General features: G+C 40.9%; 18 protein-coding genes. 12 read left to right on the top strand and 6 right to left on the bottom strand.

Annotation, left to right across the window (positions count from 1 at the left end; genetic code table 11):
• Window positions 1-58: 58 nt before the first annotated feature.
• From B1202_RS15605 to B1202_RS15585, 5 genes are all read left to right on the top strand, one after another.
• Window positions 59-370: a BolA family protein gene (locus tag B1202_RS15605; protein ID WP_078191519.1), complete on the top strand. Its 312-nt coding sequence runs from the start codon at window positions 59-61 to the stop codon at window positions 368-370.
• A gap of 8 nt (window positions 371-378) precedes the next feature.
• Window positions 379-771 (top strand): SirB2 family protein, encoded by a 393-nt coding sequence (locus B1202_RS15600; protein WP_078191518.1) that lies wholly within the window; start codon window positions 379-381, stop codon window positions 769-771.
• Window positions 772-834: 63 nt separating this feature from the next.
• Window positions 835-1,671: a ParA family protein gene (locus B1202_RS15595; RefSeq protein ID WP_078191517.1), complete on the top strand. Its 837-nt coding sequence runs from the start codon at window positions 835-837 to the stop codon at window positions 1,669-1,671.
• A 13-nt stretch (window positions 1,672-1,684) separates the two neighbouring features.
• Window positions 1,685-2,089 (top strand): hypothetical protein, encoded by a 405-nt coding sequence (locus tag B1202_RS15590; RefSeq protein ID WP_078191516.1) that lies wholly within the window; start codon window positions 1,685-1,687, stop codon window positions 2,087-2,089.
• A gap of 307 nt (window positions 2,090-2,396) precedes the next feature.
• The gene (locus B1202_RS15585; protein WP_078191515.1) at window positions 2,397-2,990 is read left to right on the top strand and encodes a LysE family translocator; all 594 of its coding nucleotides are present in this window, start codon (window positions 2,397-2,399) and stop codon (window positions 2,988-2,990) included.
• A 19-nt stretch (window positions 2,991-3,009) separates the two neighbouring features.
• On the opposite strand, the gene B1202_RS15580 is transcribed toward B1202_RS15585, so the two are convergent.
• On the bottom strand, window positions 3,010-3,636 hold the full coding sequence (locus tag B1202_RS15580; protein ID WP_078191514.1) for a DedA family protein: 627 nt from the start codon (window positions 3,634-3,636) through the stop codon (window positions 3,010-3,012).
• A 194-nt stretch (window positions 3,637-3,830) separates the two neighbouring features.
• Here B1202_RS15580 and B1202_RS15575 point away from each other — a divergent pair, with 194 nt between their 5' ends.
• The 3 genes from B1202_RS15575 to B1202_RS15565 all read left to right on the top strand — a co-directional run bounded on the left by B1202_RS15575 (window position 3,831) and on the right by B1202_RS15565 (window position 7,196).
• Window positions 3,831-4,253 (top strand): DoxX family protein, encoded by a 423-nt coding sequence (locus B1202_RS15575; RefSeq protein WP_078191513.1) that lies wholly within the window; start codon window positions 3,831-3,833, stop codon window positions 4,251-4,253.
• A 212-nt stretch (window positions 4,254-4,465) separates the two neighbouring features.
• Window positions 4,466-6,034, top strand: a complete 1,569-nt coding sequence (gene guaA / locus B1202_RS15570; protein ID WP_078191512.1) for a glutamine-hydrolyzing GMP synthase — start codon at window positions 4,466-4,468, stop codon at window positions 6,032-6,034.
• 226 nt (window positions 6,035-6,260) lie between these two features.
• Complete coding sequence (locus tag B1202_RS15565; RefSeq protein ID WP_078191511.1) at window positions 6,261-7,196, top strand: restriction endonuclease; 936 nt, start codon at window positions 6,261-6,263, stop codon at window positions 7,194-7,196.
• A 46-nt stretch (window positions 7,197-7,242) separates the two neighbouring features.
• On the opposite strand, the gene B1202_RS15560 is transcribed toward B1202_RS15565, so the two are convergent.
• The gene (locus B1202_RS15560) at window positions 7,243-8,577 is read right to left on the bottom strand and encodes a GGDEF domain-containing protein (RefSeq protein WP_171262679.1); all 1,335 of its coding nucleotides are present in this window, start codon (window positions 8,575-8,577) and stop codon (window positions 7,243-7,245) included.
• Between the two features lie 144 nt (window positions 8,578-8,721).
• Window positions 8,722-9,897 carry a GGDEF domain-containing protein gene (locus B1202_RS15555; RefSeq protein ID WP_078191509.1) on the bottom strand — a complete coding sequence of 392 codons (1,176 nt, stop codon included), beginning with the start codon at window positions 9,895-9,897 and terminating at the stop codon, window positions 8,722-8,724.
• 393 nt (window positions 9,898-10,290) lie between these two features.
• Between B1202_RS15555 and B1202_RS15550 the strand changes: the two genes are divergently transcribed.
• The 3 genes from B1202_RS15550 to B1202_RS15540 all read left to right on the top strand — a co-directional run bounded on the left by B1202_RS15550 (window position 10,291) and on the right by B1202_RS15540 (window position 12,538).
• Window positions 10,291-11,238: a pirin family protein gene (locus tag B1202_RS15550; RefSeq protein WP_078191508.1), complete on the top strand. Its 948-nt coding sequence runs from the start codon at window positions 10,291-10,293 to the stop codon at window positions 11,236-11,238.
• A 68-nt stretch (window positions 11,239-11,306) separates the two neighbouring features.
• Window positions 11,307-11,705 (top strand): OsmC family protein, encoded by a 399-nt coding sequence (locus B1202_RS15545; protein WP_078191507.1) that lies wholly within the window; start codon window positions 11,307-11,309, stop codon window positions 11,703-11,705.
• 155 nt (window positions 11,706-11,860) lie between these two features.
• The gene (locus tag B1202_RS15540; RefSeq protein ID WP_078191506.1) at window positions 11,861-12,538 is read left to right on the top strand and encodes a glutathione S-transferase family protein; all 678 of its coding nucleotides are present in this window, start codon (window positions 11,861-11,863) and stop codon (window positions 12,536-12,538) included.
• Here the strand turns inward: B1202_RS15540 and phoR are convergent.
• From phoR to B1202_RS15525, 3 genes are all read right to left on the bottom strand, one after another.
• Window positions 12,535-13,893, bottom strand: coding sequence for a phosphate regulon sensor histidine kinase PhoR (gene phoR / locus B1202_RS15535; RefSeq protein WP_078191505.1), 1,359 nt, complete (start codon window positions 13,891-13,893; stop codon window positions 12,535-12,537). The two genes, B1202_RS15540 and phoR, sit on opposite strands and share 4 nt — an antisense overlap.
• 23 nt (window positions 13,894-13,916) lie before the next feature.
• On the bottom strand, window positions 13,917-14,627 hold the full coding sequence (gene phoB, locus B1202_RS15530) for a phosphate regulon transcriptional regulator PhoB (protein ID WP_078191504.1): 711 nt from the start codon (window positions 14,625-14,627) through the stop codon (window positions 13,917-13,919).
• A 230-nt stretch (window positions 14,628-14,857) separates the two neighbouring features.
• The gene (locus B1202_RS15525; protein ID WP_078191503.1) at window positions 14,858-15,541 is read right to left on the bottom strand and encodes a TetR/AcrR family transcriptional regulator; all 684 of its coding nucleotides are present in this window, start codon (window positions 15,539-15,541) and stop codon (window positions 14,858-14,860) included.
• Between the two features lie 224 nt (window positions 15,542-15,765).
• Between B1202_RS15525 and B1202_RS15520 the strand changes: the two genes are divergently transcribed.
• Window positions 15,766-16,596 carry an SDR family NAD(P)-dependent oxidoreductase gene (locus B1202_RS15520; RefSeq protein ID WP_078191502.1) on the top strand — a complete coding sequence of 277 codons (831 nt, stop codon included), beginning with the start codon at window positions 15,766-15,768 and terminating at the stop codon, window positions 16,594-16,596.
• The last annotated feature ends 371 nt before the right edge of the window (window positions 16,597-16,967 follow it).

Genomic DNA, 16,967 nt, shown 5'->3' with positions numbered 1-16,967 from the left:
AACAAATACAGGCTATACTAAGACCAGTTGAACCTTTTTTTAATTTGGGAGAGCCGTTTTGAGTTTAGAACAGCAATTAATTGAGCGTCTACAGACATTAGCGCCTACACATCTTGAAGTGGTGAATGAGTCCGCAGGTCATGGTGGTTATTTCCCAGGTAAAGAGTCGCATTTTAAAGCAGTGATCGTGAGTGAGGCTTTTGCAGGCTTACGTTTGGTGCAACGTCATCAAAAAGTCTATGCCGCAGCCGGTGATTTACTTAGTCCGGGGCAAATTCATGCCTTGGCTATTCATGCGTTTTTACCCGAAGAATGGAAAGGTCAAGACACCACTAGCCCTGAATGTGCGCATGCACCAAAGTCATCTTAAGGTGAGCCATGGAAACGCAATTAATCATTAAAATTATTCATATGTGTGGCGTGGCTTTAGGCTGCGCTGCCATTTTCATTCGTGCTTTTACGCTGTTTAAAGGGACGCAGGGCAATTTACCCAATCCGGCAGGGCGGAAGTTTTTTGTCGCTATGCAACATGGCTCAATGACATTAATTGCCGTAACGGGAATTATCTTATTGTTTATGAAGAACTTTGATGTGCAGCCATGGTTCTATGCCAAAGTTGTACTATTTCTAGCGCTGCTGTCTTCTTTATCTAAAGCGTATAAAAAAGATGACACTGTTTTATTGGTTCAGCGCCGTGCGGGCTTATTTATTGCAGCTGTTGCACTTATTTTCATCATTACATTGGTTATAATCAAACCAGTTTTTGGATAAATGGCTTATCCACATGGCCGATTTCAAGGCTTGAGTAGAAAAACAAAGATTAGAGGGTTTTGAATGCGTACGCGTGTGGTATTTAACCAAAAAGGTGGTGTGGGGAAATCGAGTATTACGGTCAATTTAGCTGCGATAAGCGCTCACCAAGGTTTAAAAACTTTGGTGATTGACCTCGACCCTCAAGCCAATTCAAGTCAATATTTGTTGGGGGATGATGCGACGTATTCGGCAGATAAGCCTGCACTTGAACCCAATATTGAAAATTATTTTGAAGAAGTCTTGGGGACACAACAAAGTAAAGGTTTGTTGGGAAATGCCATCGGTTCGATTTTGAAAGGTCGTGCCAAAGGTTTGGAAAGCTATCTGCATGCATCGCCTTATCCACGTTTAGATGTGATTCCTGCCAGTCCAAATTTGGGCGCGTTGGCACATGCCTTAGAATCTAAGCATAAAATTTACAAACTCCGCGATGCTTTGCAGCAGATGAGTGGTCAATATGATCGAGTGTTTATTGATACACCGCCGGCCTTTAACTTTTTTACTTTATCTGCGCTGATTGCAGCAGATCGCGTGCTGATTCCATTTGACTGCGATGTATTTTCAAAACGTGCCTTACAGACCCTGATCGAAAATGTGTTAGAAACGCAGGATGATCATAATGATCATTTGGAAATTGAAGGCATTGTGGTCAATCAATTTCAGGCACAGGCGAAGTTGCCGCGCGAAGTTGTACAACAACTCAAAGATGAAGGTCTTCCTGTATTGGACAGCATGTTACCGCCTTCGGTGCTGATGAAAGAATCTCATCATAAAAATCAACCTTTAATCCATTTGGCTGCAGATCATAAATTGACGCAAGCCTATCAATCATTGTTCAATGAAATTGAGCAAAAGTAGTATCGAGAAAAGTATGAATGCACTTAAATGTGGTCTAGTTGCTTTCACTGCTGTTGTATTGGGTGCATGTGCAAGTACGCCTAAACCAAGCTATGTTTCACCTACACAGTATCAGTCTTTGAGTTGCCAACAATTGCAAAGCGAATACAACCGAATCCACGACTATATTCAAAATGGTGTAGAAACACCGAAGCGTACAGGCGTTGGTGTGGGTGTCGGCCTTGGTGGTGGCTGGGGCAGCCGTGGAGGTTGGGGCATTGGTCCGAGTATTTCGGTCAATATGGGACAATCTTCAAATACTAAACGTACCGAACTTTCACGCGTTTTAGGTGAGCAAGAAGCGATCGTACAGGCAGCAAAATTTAAAGGTTGTCCGATTATCGTTCGCGCAAATTCGGCTACCGCAGCAAAATCATAAGCGGATCATGAGCAGGGGCTCAGGCCTGTGCTATGAGAAAAGTGTAATAAAATTTGTCAGTAGGGGAGGCGTCTACTGGCATTTTTTTTGAGCCAAATAAACTGCACTATTTAGAGCCAATAAAATATTTAAATCTATGAAAAAATTAAATTAAATATCATTCGTAAATTTTAATACTTCCTTCTGGTCTTGAACATTCAGCGTGAGTGCATTGACTTGTACAAGGATAAAACTGACCTAGCGCGTACTTGTTTTTTTAAATTCATTTCGGCTAAGGTGTGCGCTTTGAAACATTGTCTGAGTATTTATGATTGAGAGTTGGCTTTTTGTATTGGCAATGATTGCGGTGATGATGACGCCGGGACCTAGCAATGCACTAATGGCAAGCTCTGCACATCAACAAGGCATTGCAAAGACGTGCATGCTGATTCCTGCAGAATTATTGGGCTATTTCTATGCCATAAATTTGTGGGCGTTGATTATTCATTTAAGCGCTCCAGTGTGGCCGAATTTAATTCACTTACTGCATTTTCTCAGTATTGCCTATGTTTTATGGTTGGCTTTTCATTTGTGGAAATCGACGCATTTACACCAGTACAATCAAAAACATCCTTCAATTCAACCACGTGAATTATTCATTTCCTCATTAAAAAATCCGAAAGCCTTGCTTTTTGCTGCAGGTATTTTCCCGATAGAAACTTGGGCAAGCCCATTAAATTTTATTTTGGTTTTTGCTGTATTTAGTGTGGTTTTGCTGCCGGTTGCATTGTTTTGGATGGCATTTGGACGGACGATTTTGGCGGGTAAGACCCAAAAAATTAAGGCCGATCTTCTGTATAAAGGATCGGCCCTGATGCTGATTTTATGTATGTTTCCCGTGGTTTTGCGCTTTTTTGCTTAAAGGCGTTCACCACATCAGTTTATTTCTTTAATTTTGCTCGAATAAAACCAATTACACCTGGTAAAACACTAATAATAATAATGCCGAAGATCAGATGGGTGAAGTTATCTTTCACGATGGGCATATTGCCAAATAAATAGCCCAAAGTGATAAATGAACCGACCCAACAAATCGCACCAATCATGTTAAAAGTCAGGAAGTACTTGTAGTTCATGCTGCCTGCACCTGCCACAAAAGGCGCGAAGGTTCGTGCAAAAGGAATAAAGCGGGCAAAAATAATGGTTTTACCACCGTGTTTTTCAAAGAATTTTTGCGTATTGACCAAATGTTGGCGGTTAATGAAGCGTGATTCAATTTCAAAGACACGTGGGCCAATATATTTACCAATATGGTAGTTCAGCGTGTCGCCCAAGACCGCAGCGATAAACAGCAAAATCACCAAAACCCATGGATCCATGGCACCTGTTGACGCAGCGAGCGCGCCTGCTGCAAACAGAAGACTGTCACCCGGTAAAAAGGGCATGACCACTAAACCGGTTTCAACAAAAATAATCAGGAACAGAATTGCATAAATCCATACGCCATAATTGGTAATGAACTCGAGTAAATGGTCATCAACATGTAGTATAAAATCAATCAGTTCCATGGGGCTTATATGCGTAAAATAGTGGTCTGATGCTATCAGTCTGGGGCAGCAAAGTCAGTATTAAAACGTAATTAATTATCAGTAAAATCGTTCTATATATGGAATGATGATTATCATAAAAGCATATTTAAAGAGAATAAGAAACGACCTAATCTAAGCACATCTTTTGAACAGTATTAAAAATAGGTTTCAGTATGTTTAATCCAAATCTAGTGGTGAAAAATCTGAGTCAACAGCCTCAAATCAATGCAGTAATCAGTCTGGTTGCACGTATTTTGATGGCTTATATTTTTATTGTGGCAGGTTGGGGGAAAATTACCGCTTACACTGCAACCGCAGGTTATATGGAGTCAATGGGTGTGCCGGCAGGGCTACTTCCGATCACCATTTTAGTCGAGTTGGGTGGTGGCTTAGCTTTATTGTTTGGTTTTCAAGCGCGTTTTGCGGCACTGGGTCTAACCGTATTTAGTTTAATCACTGCATTTTTATTCCATGGCGGTGCAGAAGATGGCATTAACTTTATGAAAAACTTGGCGATGTCTGGCGGCTTATTATTTCTCATGCTGCATGGTGCTGGTAAATTCAGTTTTGATCATTGGATTGAAAAATCAAAATAAAATGATCATGAGTCCGAGCATCCATCAAAGCGTCGTTCAGCCGCTTTTTTCATGTCTATCGCTGATTTAAAGCAAATCAATAAAGCCCTGAAATGTGTTGTAAAAAACATCATTTGGCTTGCGGTTTTTGCCCCTGTCCGAATAGTGTGCGAAAGTCCAAGAAAAATGTTAGAATACGGCGCTTATATTCGTTGCCTGCATAGTTGTTTGCCATGACTACCAATACCCAAATTACTGAAGACCGTATCCTGATTTTGGATTTCGGTTCTCAATATAGTCAGCTTATTGCACGTCGTGTACGTGAAGCTGGTGTTTATTCAGAAATGTACGCATTTGATATGTCTGAAGAAGACATTCGTGCATTTAACCCAAACGGGATCATTCTTTCAGGTGGTCCAGAAAGTGTTCATGAAGAAGGTAGTCCGCGCGCACCACAAGTTGTATTTGAACTTGGTGTACCTGTTTTAGGTATTTGCTATGGTCTACAAACCATGTCAGAACAGCTTGGCGGTAAAGTTGAGCCAGGTACTGTGCATGAATTTGGTTATGCAGAAGTTGATATTAAAGTCCGTGATGCTTTAATTGGTGATCTTGAAGATACCAAAGACCAATTAAAAGTATGGATGAGTCATGGCGATAAAGTGACTCAAATTCCTGAAGGTTTCCAAATCACTGCAAGCACACCAAGCTGCCCAGTGGCGATGGTTTCTGATGAAAAACGTCGTTTCTACGGTATCCAATTCCACCCAGAAGTGACACACACTGCGAAAGGTGCTGAGTTATTGTCTAACTTCGTACATGGCGTATGTGGTTGCCGTAACTTGTGGAACTCAGAAAACATTATCGATCTTCGCGTAGAACAACTGCGTGAGCAAATTGGTGATCAAAAAGTTCTATTGGGTCTTTCAGGTGGCGTAGATTCATCTGTTGTAGCTGCACTTTTACACCGTGCGATTGGCGACCAATTGACATGTGTATTTGTAGATAACGGTTTACTTCGTTTGAACGAAGGCGAGCAAGTGATGGACATGTTTGCGAAAAACATGGGTATTCGCGTGATTCGTGCCGACGCTGAAAATCGCTTCTTAACAGCGCTTGCTGGTGAAGTTGATCCAGAGAAAAAACGTAAAATCATCGGTCGTGAATTCATTGAAGTTTTTGCTGAAGAAGCACGTAAGCTTGACGGTGTGAACTTCCTTGCTCAAGGTACTATTTACCCAGACGTAATTGAATCTGCGGCAAGCAAACAAGGTAAAGCACACGTGATTAAATCACATCACAACGTGGGTGGTTTACCAGACGATTTAGCATTCGAATTGGTTGAGCCAATCCGTGATTTGTTCAAAGACGAAGTACGCCGTTTAGGTACAACACTTGGTCTTCCATTTGAAATGCTTTACCGTCATCCATTCCCAGGCCCAGGTCTAGGTGTACGTATCCTTGGTGAAGTGAAAAAAGAATATGCTGACATCCTTCGTCTAGCAGATGACATCTTCATGCAAGAACTTCGCGCAAGCGGCTGGTATGACAAAACTGCGCAAGCATTTGCTGTATTCCAACCTGTGAAATCTGTGGGTGTCGTAGGTGATGGTCGCCGTTATGCATGGGTAATCGCGCTTCGTGCTGTAGAAACTGTGGACTTTATGACTGCACGTTTTGCACACCTTCCTTATGATCTTGTAGACAAGATTTCTACACGTATCATGAACGAGATTGCTGAAGTTTCTCGTGTTGTTTATGACGTATCGTCTAAACCACCTGCTACGATTGAGTGGGAGTAAAACTGGGGTTTCACGAAGCACTGCTTCGTGCCAGTTTTACGCCAAGAGCTATGCTCGCGGCAGTTTTGGATTTCAAGAAACAACGTTTCTTGCCTAAATTACGGCAAAGGCTATGCCTGCGGCTATTTAGGGAAACCTAAATATTTCTAATAAAAAAAAGGACGCTTCAGCGTCCTTTTTTTTGTTTATAATTATGAAAAATACTATTTTAAAAAGAGCAAGTTAAATGTCATTGCCTACATACGATCAGTTGATGCTTCCATTAATGAAACTTTTAGCAGAACAAAAAGAGGCAATAAAATTAAGTTCTGCCACAAAAATTTTAGCTGAAAGATCTGGGTTATCTGAAGCTGATTTAAATTTAAGGCTATCTAGTGGTACAAAAACAGTATTTTATGATCGTGTTGGCTGGGCGAAAACATATTTGGTTAAAGCAGGTTTGATACAACAACCATCACGTGGTCTTTGCGAATTAAGTACTTTAGGTTGGTCTATTGATTTGTCCAGCTTATCCAATATAACTAATCAGTATTTGATGCAGTTTGAAGGGTTTTCTGATTATAAAATTGGTTCTAACCATAATAAAAATATTCAAAATCTAGTTCTAATAGAAGAGCATGCTACATCTATTCAAACAGAACATTTAACGCCTGCAGAAATAATCGAACAATCATCAAAGGAGCTTAATCAAACAATTAAAGATGAGCTATTAAATAAAATTAAAAGTAATTCACCCAAATTCTTTGAGCAATTAGTTGTCGATTTGTTGGTAATAATGGGTTATGGCGGTTCACATCAAGACGCAGCCCAAGCAATAGGTAAAACCAGTGATGGCGGCATTGACGGTATTATCAGTGAAGATCGTTTAGGTTTAGATAAAATATATATTCAAGCTAAACGTTGGGAAAATACGGTGGGGCGCCCTGACATTCAACAGTTTAAGGGAGCTTTGGCTGATCAAGTGGCGAAAAAGGGCGTATTTATTACTACTTCTTGTTTTAGTAAAGAAGCAATTGAGTCAGCAAAGAAATCAGGCATTGTTTTAATTGATGGAGACAAGCTTACATCTCTCATGATTGAATTTGGCTTGGGTATTCAAATTGAAAGAAGTTTCCATATTTATAAAATAGATCAAGACCGTTTTGATGAAGATAGTTTTTAAATAAACTTAAAAGACGCCTCGGCGTCCTTTTTTCTATTTCAACATTCTATTTATAAACAATTGACCAACTACTATCGCTTTCATTATTCGGTTCAGCTTTGGGCTTTGCTTTATGGGTAAAGCTTTGCCATGACTTTGTCGATTTACGTTCCGGTTTCATGCTTGAATCATAGCGCTCTACACGGTTACGGCCATTTTCTTTTGCCTGATACAGCGCAATATCCGCTTGCTTAATCAGTTCAGTTAAATTTTGTTTATGTGATTTAAGCTGTGAAACACCAATGGAAACGGTAAATTGGATCGGGTGATTTGCGACATTCAGCAAAGATTGATTTTGAAGCGTTAAACGAATACGTTCCGCGATCAACATTGCATCCTGTATTTGCGTTTCAGATAGAAGCACAATAAATTCTTCACCACCAAAACGAGCCAAGACATCTTTTTGGCGCATTTCTTTGCGGGTGGTTTCAGCGATACATTGCAATACTTGATCACCAACATCATGTCCGTAATTATCATTAATATGTTTAAAATGATCGACATCAAACATCAATAAGCAAGTACTTGCAGGCGTTGGCCATTCATGGATGCGATGCTCAGCCAACTGAACAAACTGACGACGGTTATATAACTGGGTGAGCTCATCTGTATGCGCAAGATTTTTCAGTGTATGCATATTCCAGTCGTCAAGCAGGGTACGTAAAAAATGACGACGTGCATTGAGTGTATTGTTCCAACTCATATGCAGGCTGATCATCCAAACAGGAATAGACACCACCACAAAAATCAGTGCTTCTTGCCATGATAAAAGCTGACTCACCGCAAAATAGACCAATAGCGAAATGAGGCCTGAACAATACAAGGCTGGCTTAAATTGTGTTTGTACGCAGACATTGGCAATCAAGATAAAGATCGCTGCACCATAGATATAGGACGAGACCATTGGGCTATTTGAAGCCAGTAATAAGCCAATCCAAATCGCGGTGCTACAGACAGTACCAATCGGTAAGATCATGTCGAGCACACGAATATCTTTTTTGTATTTAAACAGATAAAAGCTGACCAATAGGGCAGCAATAATCATGGCCACTCGAGAAAGACCTGACCAAAAGAACATGTCTGGGATAATAAAAATGTCAGCAAAGAAATAAAGAAGAAACGTAATCTGCGCCATGTAATTCACTTGACGTAAATAAGGTAACTGATGGGCATACTGATGTTGTAGAAAATAGTTTCTAAACTGCGTAGGAATACGTGCAAAAGGATCTGCAATGGCTTGTTCAATCTCGGCACGATTGGCAAGATCACACTCAGAAAGTTTCAAAGTATGAGTATGATTTTTACGAACTTCCTGAGCAGACGAATTAGTCCGAGAACTCATTCGTACATCAACAGACATGTCCCTTCTCCATAAATGGCTTAGGACAAATTATGAACAAAAAACACACAAAAATATCTACCTGAAACTAGGGGTTTTTCGAATGGATGATAAAAAATCGTCTGTTGAATGTTACAAAATATATTATTAACTTGCTGTTTTATAAGTTGAAATTTGATTGCGTCCTGCAGATTTTGCTTGGTAAAGTGCCTGATCGGCCATGCGAATTACACTTTGTAAATCTCGGTTTTTTTGACCAAATTCGGCAACACCAATTGAAACGGTAAATTTAAGTTTTTGTAGTGTATCAAGTTCTAAATAATCATCGGCTATTGCCCGTCGTAGACGTTCGGCAATGTCTTGAGCCTGACGCAGGTGTGTCTGCGGTAAAAGAATTATAAATTCTTCACCGCCGAAGCGGGCAATGATGTCTTGACTACGTAAGGTATGTCGGCACGTTTCAGCAATTTGTTGTAAAACATGATCACCAATATAGTGCCCAAACTGATCATTAATATTTTTAAATTTGTCGACATCAAAAATCAGTAATGAAAGCGGCTGTAACGGTTTGGACTGATGATGAATATGATAATTGGCAAGTTGAATAAATTGACGTCGATTGTTTAAGCCAGTCAGCACATCGGTATGCGCCATAATATTGAGCGCTTCACGGTTCAACTGATCGAGTTTACTGTGTAAAAAAACAATTCTGGATTTTTGTGTTGAATTCCAACTGATATACAAACTAAATAACAACACGGGGGAATAGATCAAGATAAACAGTTGCAGTTGATGGATATTGCCAGAAACGGCGAAATACACCCCAATCAGCAAGATTAGACTGATACACAGAGAAATGAGCACAGCAGCCTTAAAGCGGATTTGCACACATAAATTGGCTAACACAATAAAAACCAAAGATGCATATAAATAGATCGGCACATCGGGGCTATTGGATAAATTGAGGAGGCTAAACCACAGCGCAGAAGCACCAACGATCGATAGGGGAAGCATCAAGTCAAAGAGTAAAATGCTTTTACTATATGTATAAATGCCCCATGTGATGCCCATCATCAGTAAGGTATAGGCCGTTTTTAAGCCTATCGCGAGCAAGCCCACATCGGGCAACATAAACCAATCCGCTATGGCATAAGAGAGATAGGCCAATTGTGCAACGATGTTGACTTGGAAAAAGAATTTAAAAAGTTGACGACGATGGTAGTGGAAAAATTCTTGACGAAATTGAGCAGGAACGCGAATAAAGGTTCCTTTCAAGGCTTTTTGGATCAGTGCACGTGATTCTTTCTTATACTCATTGATCATGCAAGATTACCGACGGGTGAGCATGGTTTATATGTAAATTTATGTAACTCAAATAATCTATATTATTTTTATTTAAAATTAAACACGTTATTTCAATGATTTGTGAATTATTTGGTATTGTTTGGTCAAAAGTGAGTGTTAATTTGTGTTACTTAAATTTACATTTCACGTGATTTGAACAAGTAATTTCGCATTGGGTGTTGTCTAAATAAGCATCAATAACTGTTATGCTGTATGTCATATTAGGCAACAAAAAAATGATTGTCCTATCTCTGTGATTCAGCGTATTAATGACAGCTGAAGAAGATTAAGTTAATGCAGATATAATGGAAAAAAATGCATAGCTCTAGCCGATAGTCCTTGCATCGGCTTAGCCAAATTTAGGGTAAGAATATGACCAATACCAATTACACAGAAATATCTCATTCCGACGATTGTGAAAAATACGTCAATCAGTTCATTCAAGAATTTCCACTGCGCCGTGCTGAAATTGGTCAAGGCACAGTGATTAAACGTGCTTTACCGAGTCGGCATAAACGGATGATTGGTGCATGGTGTTTCCTTGACCATGCCGGTCCAGTGCATTTTCCTCAAGGTGATGGCTTAGATGTAGGGCCGCATCCACATATTGGTTTGCAAACGTTTACCTGGATGATTGATGGCACCATGATGCATACCGACAGTTTGGGCACACATCAGTTAATTCAGCCCAAACAAGTCAATCTCATGACGGCAGGTTATGGTATTTCACATACTGAAGTCGCTCCAGAGTCTGAAACGCAAATGCATGCTGCGCAGCTTTGGATTGCATTGCCAGATGACAAAATCAATATGGCGCCCCAGTTTGACCATTACCCAGAATTGCCTGTGGTGACACAAGACGGGATTGAGTTGACGGTCTTGGTCGGTGAATTTTTACAGACTAAATCGCCGGTAAAAGTACATAGTGAATTATTGGGGGTTGATCTGCGTAGTCAGGAAAGCCAAAGTACCGTCTTGCCGCTCAATCCAAAATTTGAATATGGCTTTATGGCCCTCGAAGGGACTGCCAGTGTCAATGGTCACGAGCTCAATGAAGACAATATGGTGGTACTTGAGCCGGGCTTAACCCAAGTCAAAATTGATCTGCATGCAGGTGGTCGTGTTTTATTATTAGGGGGGGAACCTTTTGAATCACCGATTCTGCTGTGGTGGAATTTTGTGGGGCGCACACAAGAAGAATTGAATATTGCCCGTGAGCAGTGGATTAATCAGGACGAACGCTTTGGATCTATTCCTGACTATGATGGTCCACGACTAGAAGCACCGGCGTTCCCTGATAAAATGCGTCCATCACGTTAACTTGAGAATAAAAATGAACAGCCGTACCCGTGGTGAAAATGGTGCGGCATAACCAAGAGGGAGTCATTATGGGTATCGTCGCAACGGCAACAGTAAACACCTTAGAAGCACCGTGGTCAGGTGAAGTTCAGAGTGGAAAACATCAACTTATTACCGATAAGCCCGAATCATTTGGTGGCGGGGATTTAGGTTTAGCACCGTATGATTTACTGTGTGCCTCCTTAATTTCATGCACCATGATTACCTTGCGCATGTACGCAGCACATAAACAAATTCAATTGGGTGAGTTTCGTGTCGAGGCAGACTTTTGTGCGAACCGTGAAGGTGCTGAATGGGTTGAGCGACGTTTGCATTTTCAAACGCCCTTGGATGCAGAATTAGAGCAAAAAATCTTGTCCATTTGTGAAAAAACCCCAGTGACAAAAACTTTATTGCGCAGTGTAGACATTAAAACCACTCTAGTTTAATTTAAATGCAGGTCGCTGCTGTACTGTACAAAATTTTGTTTTGATATAGACCCAAGCAGTGATCTGACACTTTTTATGATTTACGTACTTCAAAATAATAATAATGGCCTGCCAGAAATAAGAAAATTTTTAGACTTCATATAGGAGATGAACCCATGCGGGTGCTACATCATCTAGAAAAATCTCGTTCGTTTCGTATTTTATGGGCAATGCAGGAATTGGGACTGGATTATCAGGTTCAGTTTTATCCGCGACAGCCAAATTTATCTGCTCCCCCTGAGCTTAAAGCCATCCATCCTTTGGGGAAGTCGCCCATTTTGCAGGATGATGGATTGGTCTTGGTGGAATCTGCAGCGATCTTGGAGTATTTACAAGAAAAGTATGATCGGCATGATTTTTTTGCAGCCAAGGCAGAACATTCAAAACAACAATATCGCTTTTGGATGCATTATGCCGAAGGTTCTTTGATGCCGTTATTGGTGATGCAGTTGGTCATGAGCAATGTGCCATGCCATGTACCATGGGTCATCAAACCCATAGCTAGCCGCATTTGTGATGGGGTCAAAAAAGGTTTTGTACGACCGCGTTTAAAAGAACATATCGTGTTTTTAGAAAATCACTTAGCGGAAAATGAATATTTTGCGGGGCCGTTTAGCTTTGCGGATATTCAGATGACGTTTCCATTAGAAGCTCTCATGACCAGAACACAAGGGCGATATCCACAAATTCAGTCTTTCTTACAACGGATGCAGCAGCGTCCTGCATATCGCCGTGCCAAACAACAAGAACAACAGTTGGAAGCGCAGCAAGACCGGCAGGATGATTCTGCTTAGCTTACGTGATATAAGCGTTCTTTCGGAAAGACCACTTTAAACAGCGAGCCACGGTTTTCTTTGGATTCAATTTCAAGGTGTGCCTGATGTTGCATCAAAACATGTTTTACGATGGCTAGACCTAAACCTGTACCCCCCGTTTGGCGGCTACGGGCACTGTCCACACGATAAAAACGTTCCGTCAAACGGGGTAAGTGTTTCGGGTCAATCCCGATACCGGTATCTTCAACGGTAAAATAACCATGCGTACCATCATCATGCCAACCAATGGTCACAGTACCTCCTTTCGGGGTGTATTTAATCGCATTGGTGATGAGGTTGCTAAAGGCACTTGCCAATTCCATATCTGATCCGATCAGGTCACAGTGACTATCAATCTCGAGATTCAGTGTATGCCCATAATCCACATTGTAAGCATGTGCATCGTCATACAGTTGGTTCATTAGGCTGGGCATTTCAATGATTTGATTTTTAGCAACTTTTTTATCATTTTCCAGACGAGATAATAATAGCAAGTCATTGACCAAAGCATTCATACGGCGGGTTTGAGACTGCATTTGATCGAATGCACGTTTCCAACGTGGATTTAAATCTTCCTGATCGGTAAAGGTTTCGATATAACCACTTAAAACCGTGAGCGGAGTGCGTAGCTCATGTGAAATATTATCGACAAAGTCTTTACGCATCTGCTCAAGGTTATGCATGCGGGTGACGTCATAGGCCACCAGTAAACGACTTTCGCGACCAAAACGGGTCAATTTGACTTGCACATAATGGTCTTCAAGTACCGATGATTTCATTTTCAAACCATCGGGGGCTAAATCGATATTGGTAAAGTATTCGATAAAACTGGGCTGTCTTAAAATACTTAAAATATTTCGCCCTTGATCGAGCTGTTGAATCCCTAAAAGCTTTTCTGCGGCAGGGTTCCACCATTCGATTTGGTGTAATTCATCAATCAATACCACCGCTTCAGCAAGTGCCACCAAGGAAGATTGAGCGCGGTCAATCAGGCCGACCATTTCAGCTTGTACAATGCGTTCTTGGCGCTGCGCACGGTATACATTAAAGAGCAAAGCCCCCCAAATACCGTCTAAATTCGGCGGGACATCATAGGGACGGTTTGAAATCCATTCGTTAACCAAGTACAGCGAACGCATTTGCAATGCAAAGAACACTGCAAAGGCAATTAAGATGCAGATCCATAAGTACCCGATACCAAAGCCGATGAGTGCAGCAATGAGCAGGAAGAATGCCAGAAGTCTTAAATCCTGCTTGGCAAAAGTCCATAAACTGCTGTAACGGAATTTTTTATGTTCACTGGCAAGTTCAGGGACGGGATACGGTTCGTACATAGAAAATTAAAGACCTAAAATGACTAACCCATCACAGCGTCTGCACGGGTAGAGAAACGGTAACCTGTACCACGAACAGTTTGCACATAACGATCGGCTTGGAAAGGTTCAAGAACTTTACGCAAACGACGAATATGAACGTCAATGGTACGGTCCTCAATATACACGTTTCCACCCCAAACCTGATCTAATAATTGAGCACGGGTATAGGCACGTTCAGGATGAGTCATGAAAAAGGCCAATAGACGATATTCAGTCGGTCCCATATCTAAAATGGTGTTACCAAAGCTGACACGTTGGCTGACTGGATCGAGGATTAAACCATTGGCATCAATGGTTTTTTCACCACCCAATGCATTTGAGCGACGCAGCACCGCTTTAATGCGTGACACTAACTCACGAGTGGAAAAGGGTTTGGTCATGTAGTCATCTGCGCCCGCGTCCAGACCTTGGACTTTATGGTCTTCTTCACCGCGCGCAGTGAGCATGATGACTGGAATCTCTGACAAATTTTCATCGCGTTTTAAACGACGACACAGGTCTACACCACTCACACCACCAGGCATCATCCAATCCAATAAAACCAGTGCAGGACGCTGATCCACAATCATTTGGTGCGCTTGTTTGGCATCTTCAGCTTGCTGACATTGAAAACCAGCCATATCCAGTGAAGTATGGATCATTTCCCGAATCGGGAGTTCGTCGTCGACGATTAAAATATAGTCATCTTTCACAGCGCAATACCCTATTTTATGTAAACGGTAGACCGTTTTATATTTATGACAGGCTTATTACAAAGATTAATTATGACAGTATCATTGCAAAAATGATCTTTCATTGGGGTTTAGAAAGAAATTGTGACAATTTAAATCCTGAAATATTCAACAACATGGGCTTTGCATCATGCTGCTGTCACAAAAAAATCATTCAAAAAAATTGTAAAGATCAGTGTTGAGGCCAAAATTTATTTACTGGGTTTTTCAGAAAAAGCATCCAATAAGGCCAAAAAGACCACGCTACAAGATGATAAAACTTCGTCAATCGGTTGTTTATAACCACTCATGACCCAGCGAATCGCGATTTGGGTGACATAACCATTGAGACCGGTTGCGACCATCGAAATTTCACGTTCTGAACGATCAATATTCGGCATCATCAGCATGACAAAGGCATGAATCATACGGTCAAAGCGCATCATGGTTTCATGAATTGTGGCTTGGTTATGTAGCTCTTGTACCAACATAGCATCGATGTAAATGATGCGCGCCATACGGGGATTATTTTTTAAAGTTAATAGTAGGGCGGTTAAACCCGCTTCAATCATTTTTTTAGAATCGGTGGATGCTTGCATGATGGCTTGCATCACGTTTTGTTGCAGTTCATCGATTAATTTTAAAAAGATGGTCTGAAACAGTTGCTCACTTTTCTTAAATGATTCATAAAAATAGCGTTCGGTCAGCTTGGCTTCCAAACAAATATCTTTCACAGTCACTGAAAAAAAGCCATGTGTCCCATAGGCTTCTATACCGGCTTCAATCAGTTTTTCACGTCGCGCTTGCTTACGTTCACTGAGAGAAAGCCCTTTAAATTGACGTTCCTTCACATTTTTTGCCTGTTGTTGTTCTGTGTGATTTGTTGCATCTGTCATGAAAATATACGCTGAACTAAAGCAGAATTTTGTCTTATTTTAGCAATAATTTCAGTTTAAACCTATGTTTAAGCATTGGCGATTTCAACAGCTTAGCACGTCCTAAGATGACATTGACAATATGTATTGTCAAAACTATATTAAGTCGACGAACTGCACACATTGGCAAATGAGATCACGCTGTGATAAAGCCAAGCGGCAGCATAAAGGAATAAGGAATCACAATGAAAAACTTCAAAAATAAAGTGGCTGCCATTACAGGTGCAGGTTCAGGTATTGGTCAGCAATTGGCAGTGCTTTTGGCGAAACAAGGCTGTCATCTGTCTTTAAGCGATGTGAATGAACAGGGTCTTGCGGCAACCGTTGAATTGGTGAAAGCCAGCAATGTACGTGTAACCACGCAAAAACTCGATGTGTCAGACCTTGCGGCAATGAAAGCATGGGCAGCACAGACCGTTAAAGATCATGGTTCGGTGAATATGATTTTTAACAATGCGGGTGTGGCATTGGGTACGACTGTTGAAGGCGCAAGCTACGATGAGCTGGAGTGGATTGTCAATATTAACTTCTGGGGTGTGGTTTATGGCACCAAAGAGTTTTTACCGTATATCAAGCAAAGTGGTGAAGGTCATATCATCAATATTTCCAGCTTGTTTGGCTTAACAGCACAGCCAACACAGTCGGCATATAATGCCACTAAATTTGCAGTACGTGGTTTTACCGAATCTTTACGCCAAGAATTGGATATTGAAAACTGTGGTGTGAGTGCGCTATGTGTACATCCGGGCGGGATTCGTACCAATATTGCCAATGCCGCAAAAATGAATGACAGCTTGAAAAGTTTAGGCATGAACCCGCAAAAATCGGCACAGTCGTTTAATAAATTCTTGCGTTGTCCACCTGAAGAAGCGGCTCGTCAAATCATTGAAGCAGTACAAAAAGATAAGCGTCGTTTATTGATTGGTAATGATGCAAAAGCGATTGATTTAATTCAACGTTTGCTACCGACGGGTTATCAAAAATTAACAGCGATGGCGACTAAATTTGGTCAATAAGCAGTAATTATAATCGATTGAAAAGAGCCCACGTCAGTGGGTTTTTTTTATGCCCAAAGGAAAGCCCAAGGCGTATTTCTTATTTCATAAAATGAGATATAAAAATGGAGATATCTGATGATTTGAAATAAGCAACTGTTGAATAATCAACAGTTTTTTGGTGTTAAAACCAACAGAATTTATCAGGTTTAAATAATAAAACTTTAAAAAATAAATACTTAAAATGTTGGCACAGTTGTTGCCATATTAGAGTGAACAAAACTCACCACTGTATGGAACATTTATGAGTATTTTTACGCATCGATATCTTTCTGCTTTTCGTGTCCTACAACAGGCATGTTGTTGTGCTATGACACTCGCGATGATGCGCG

It is taken from the genome of Acinetobacter amyesii (genome assembly GCF_002018365.1).
Classification (GTDB): domain Bacteria; phylum Pseudomonadota; class Gammaproteobacteria; order Pseudomonadales; family Moraxellaceae; genus Acinetobacter; species Acinetobacter amyesii.
Note: the sequence above shows the minus strand (reverse complement) of the source record. Positions and strands in the feature narration are given on the sequence as shown.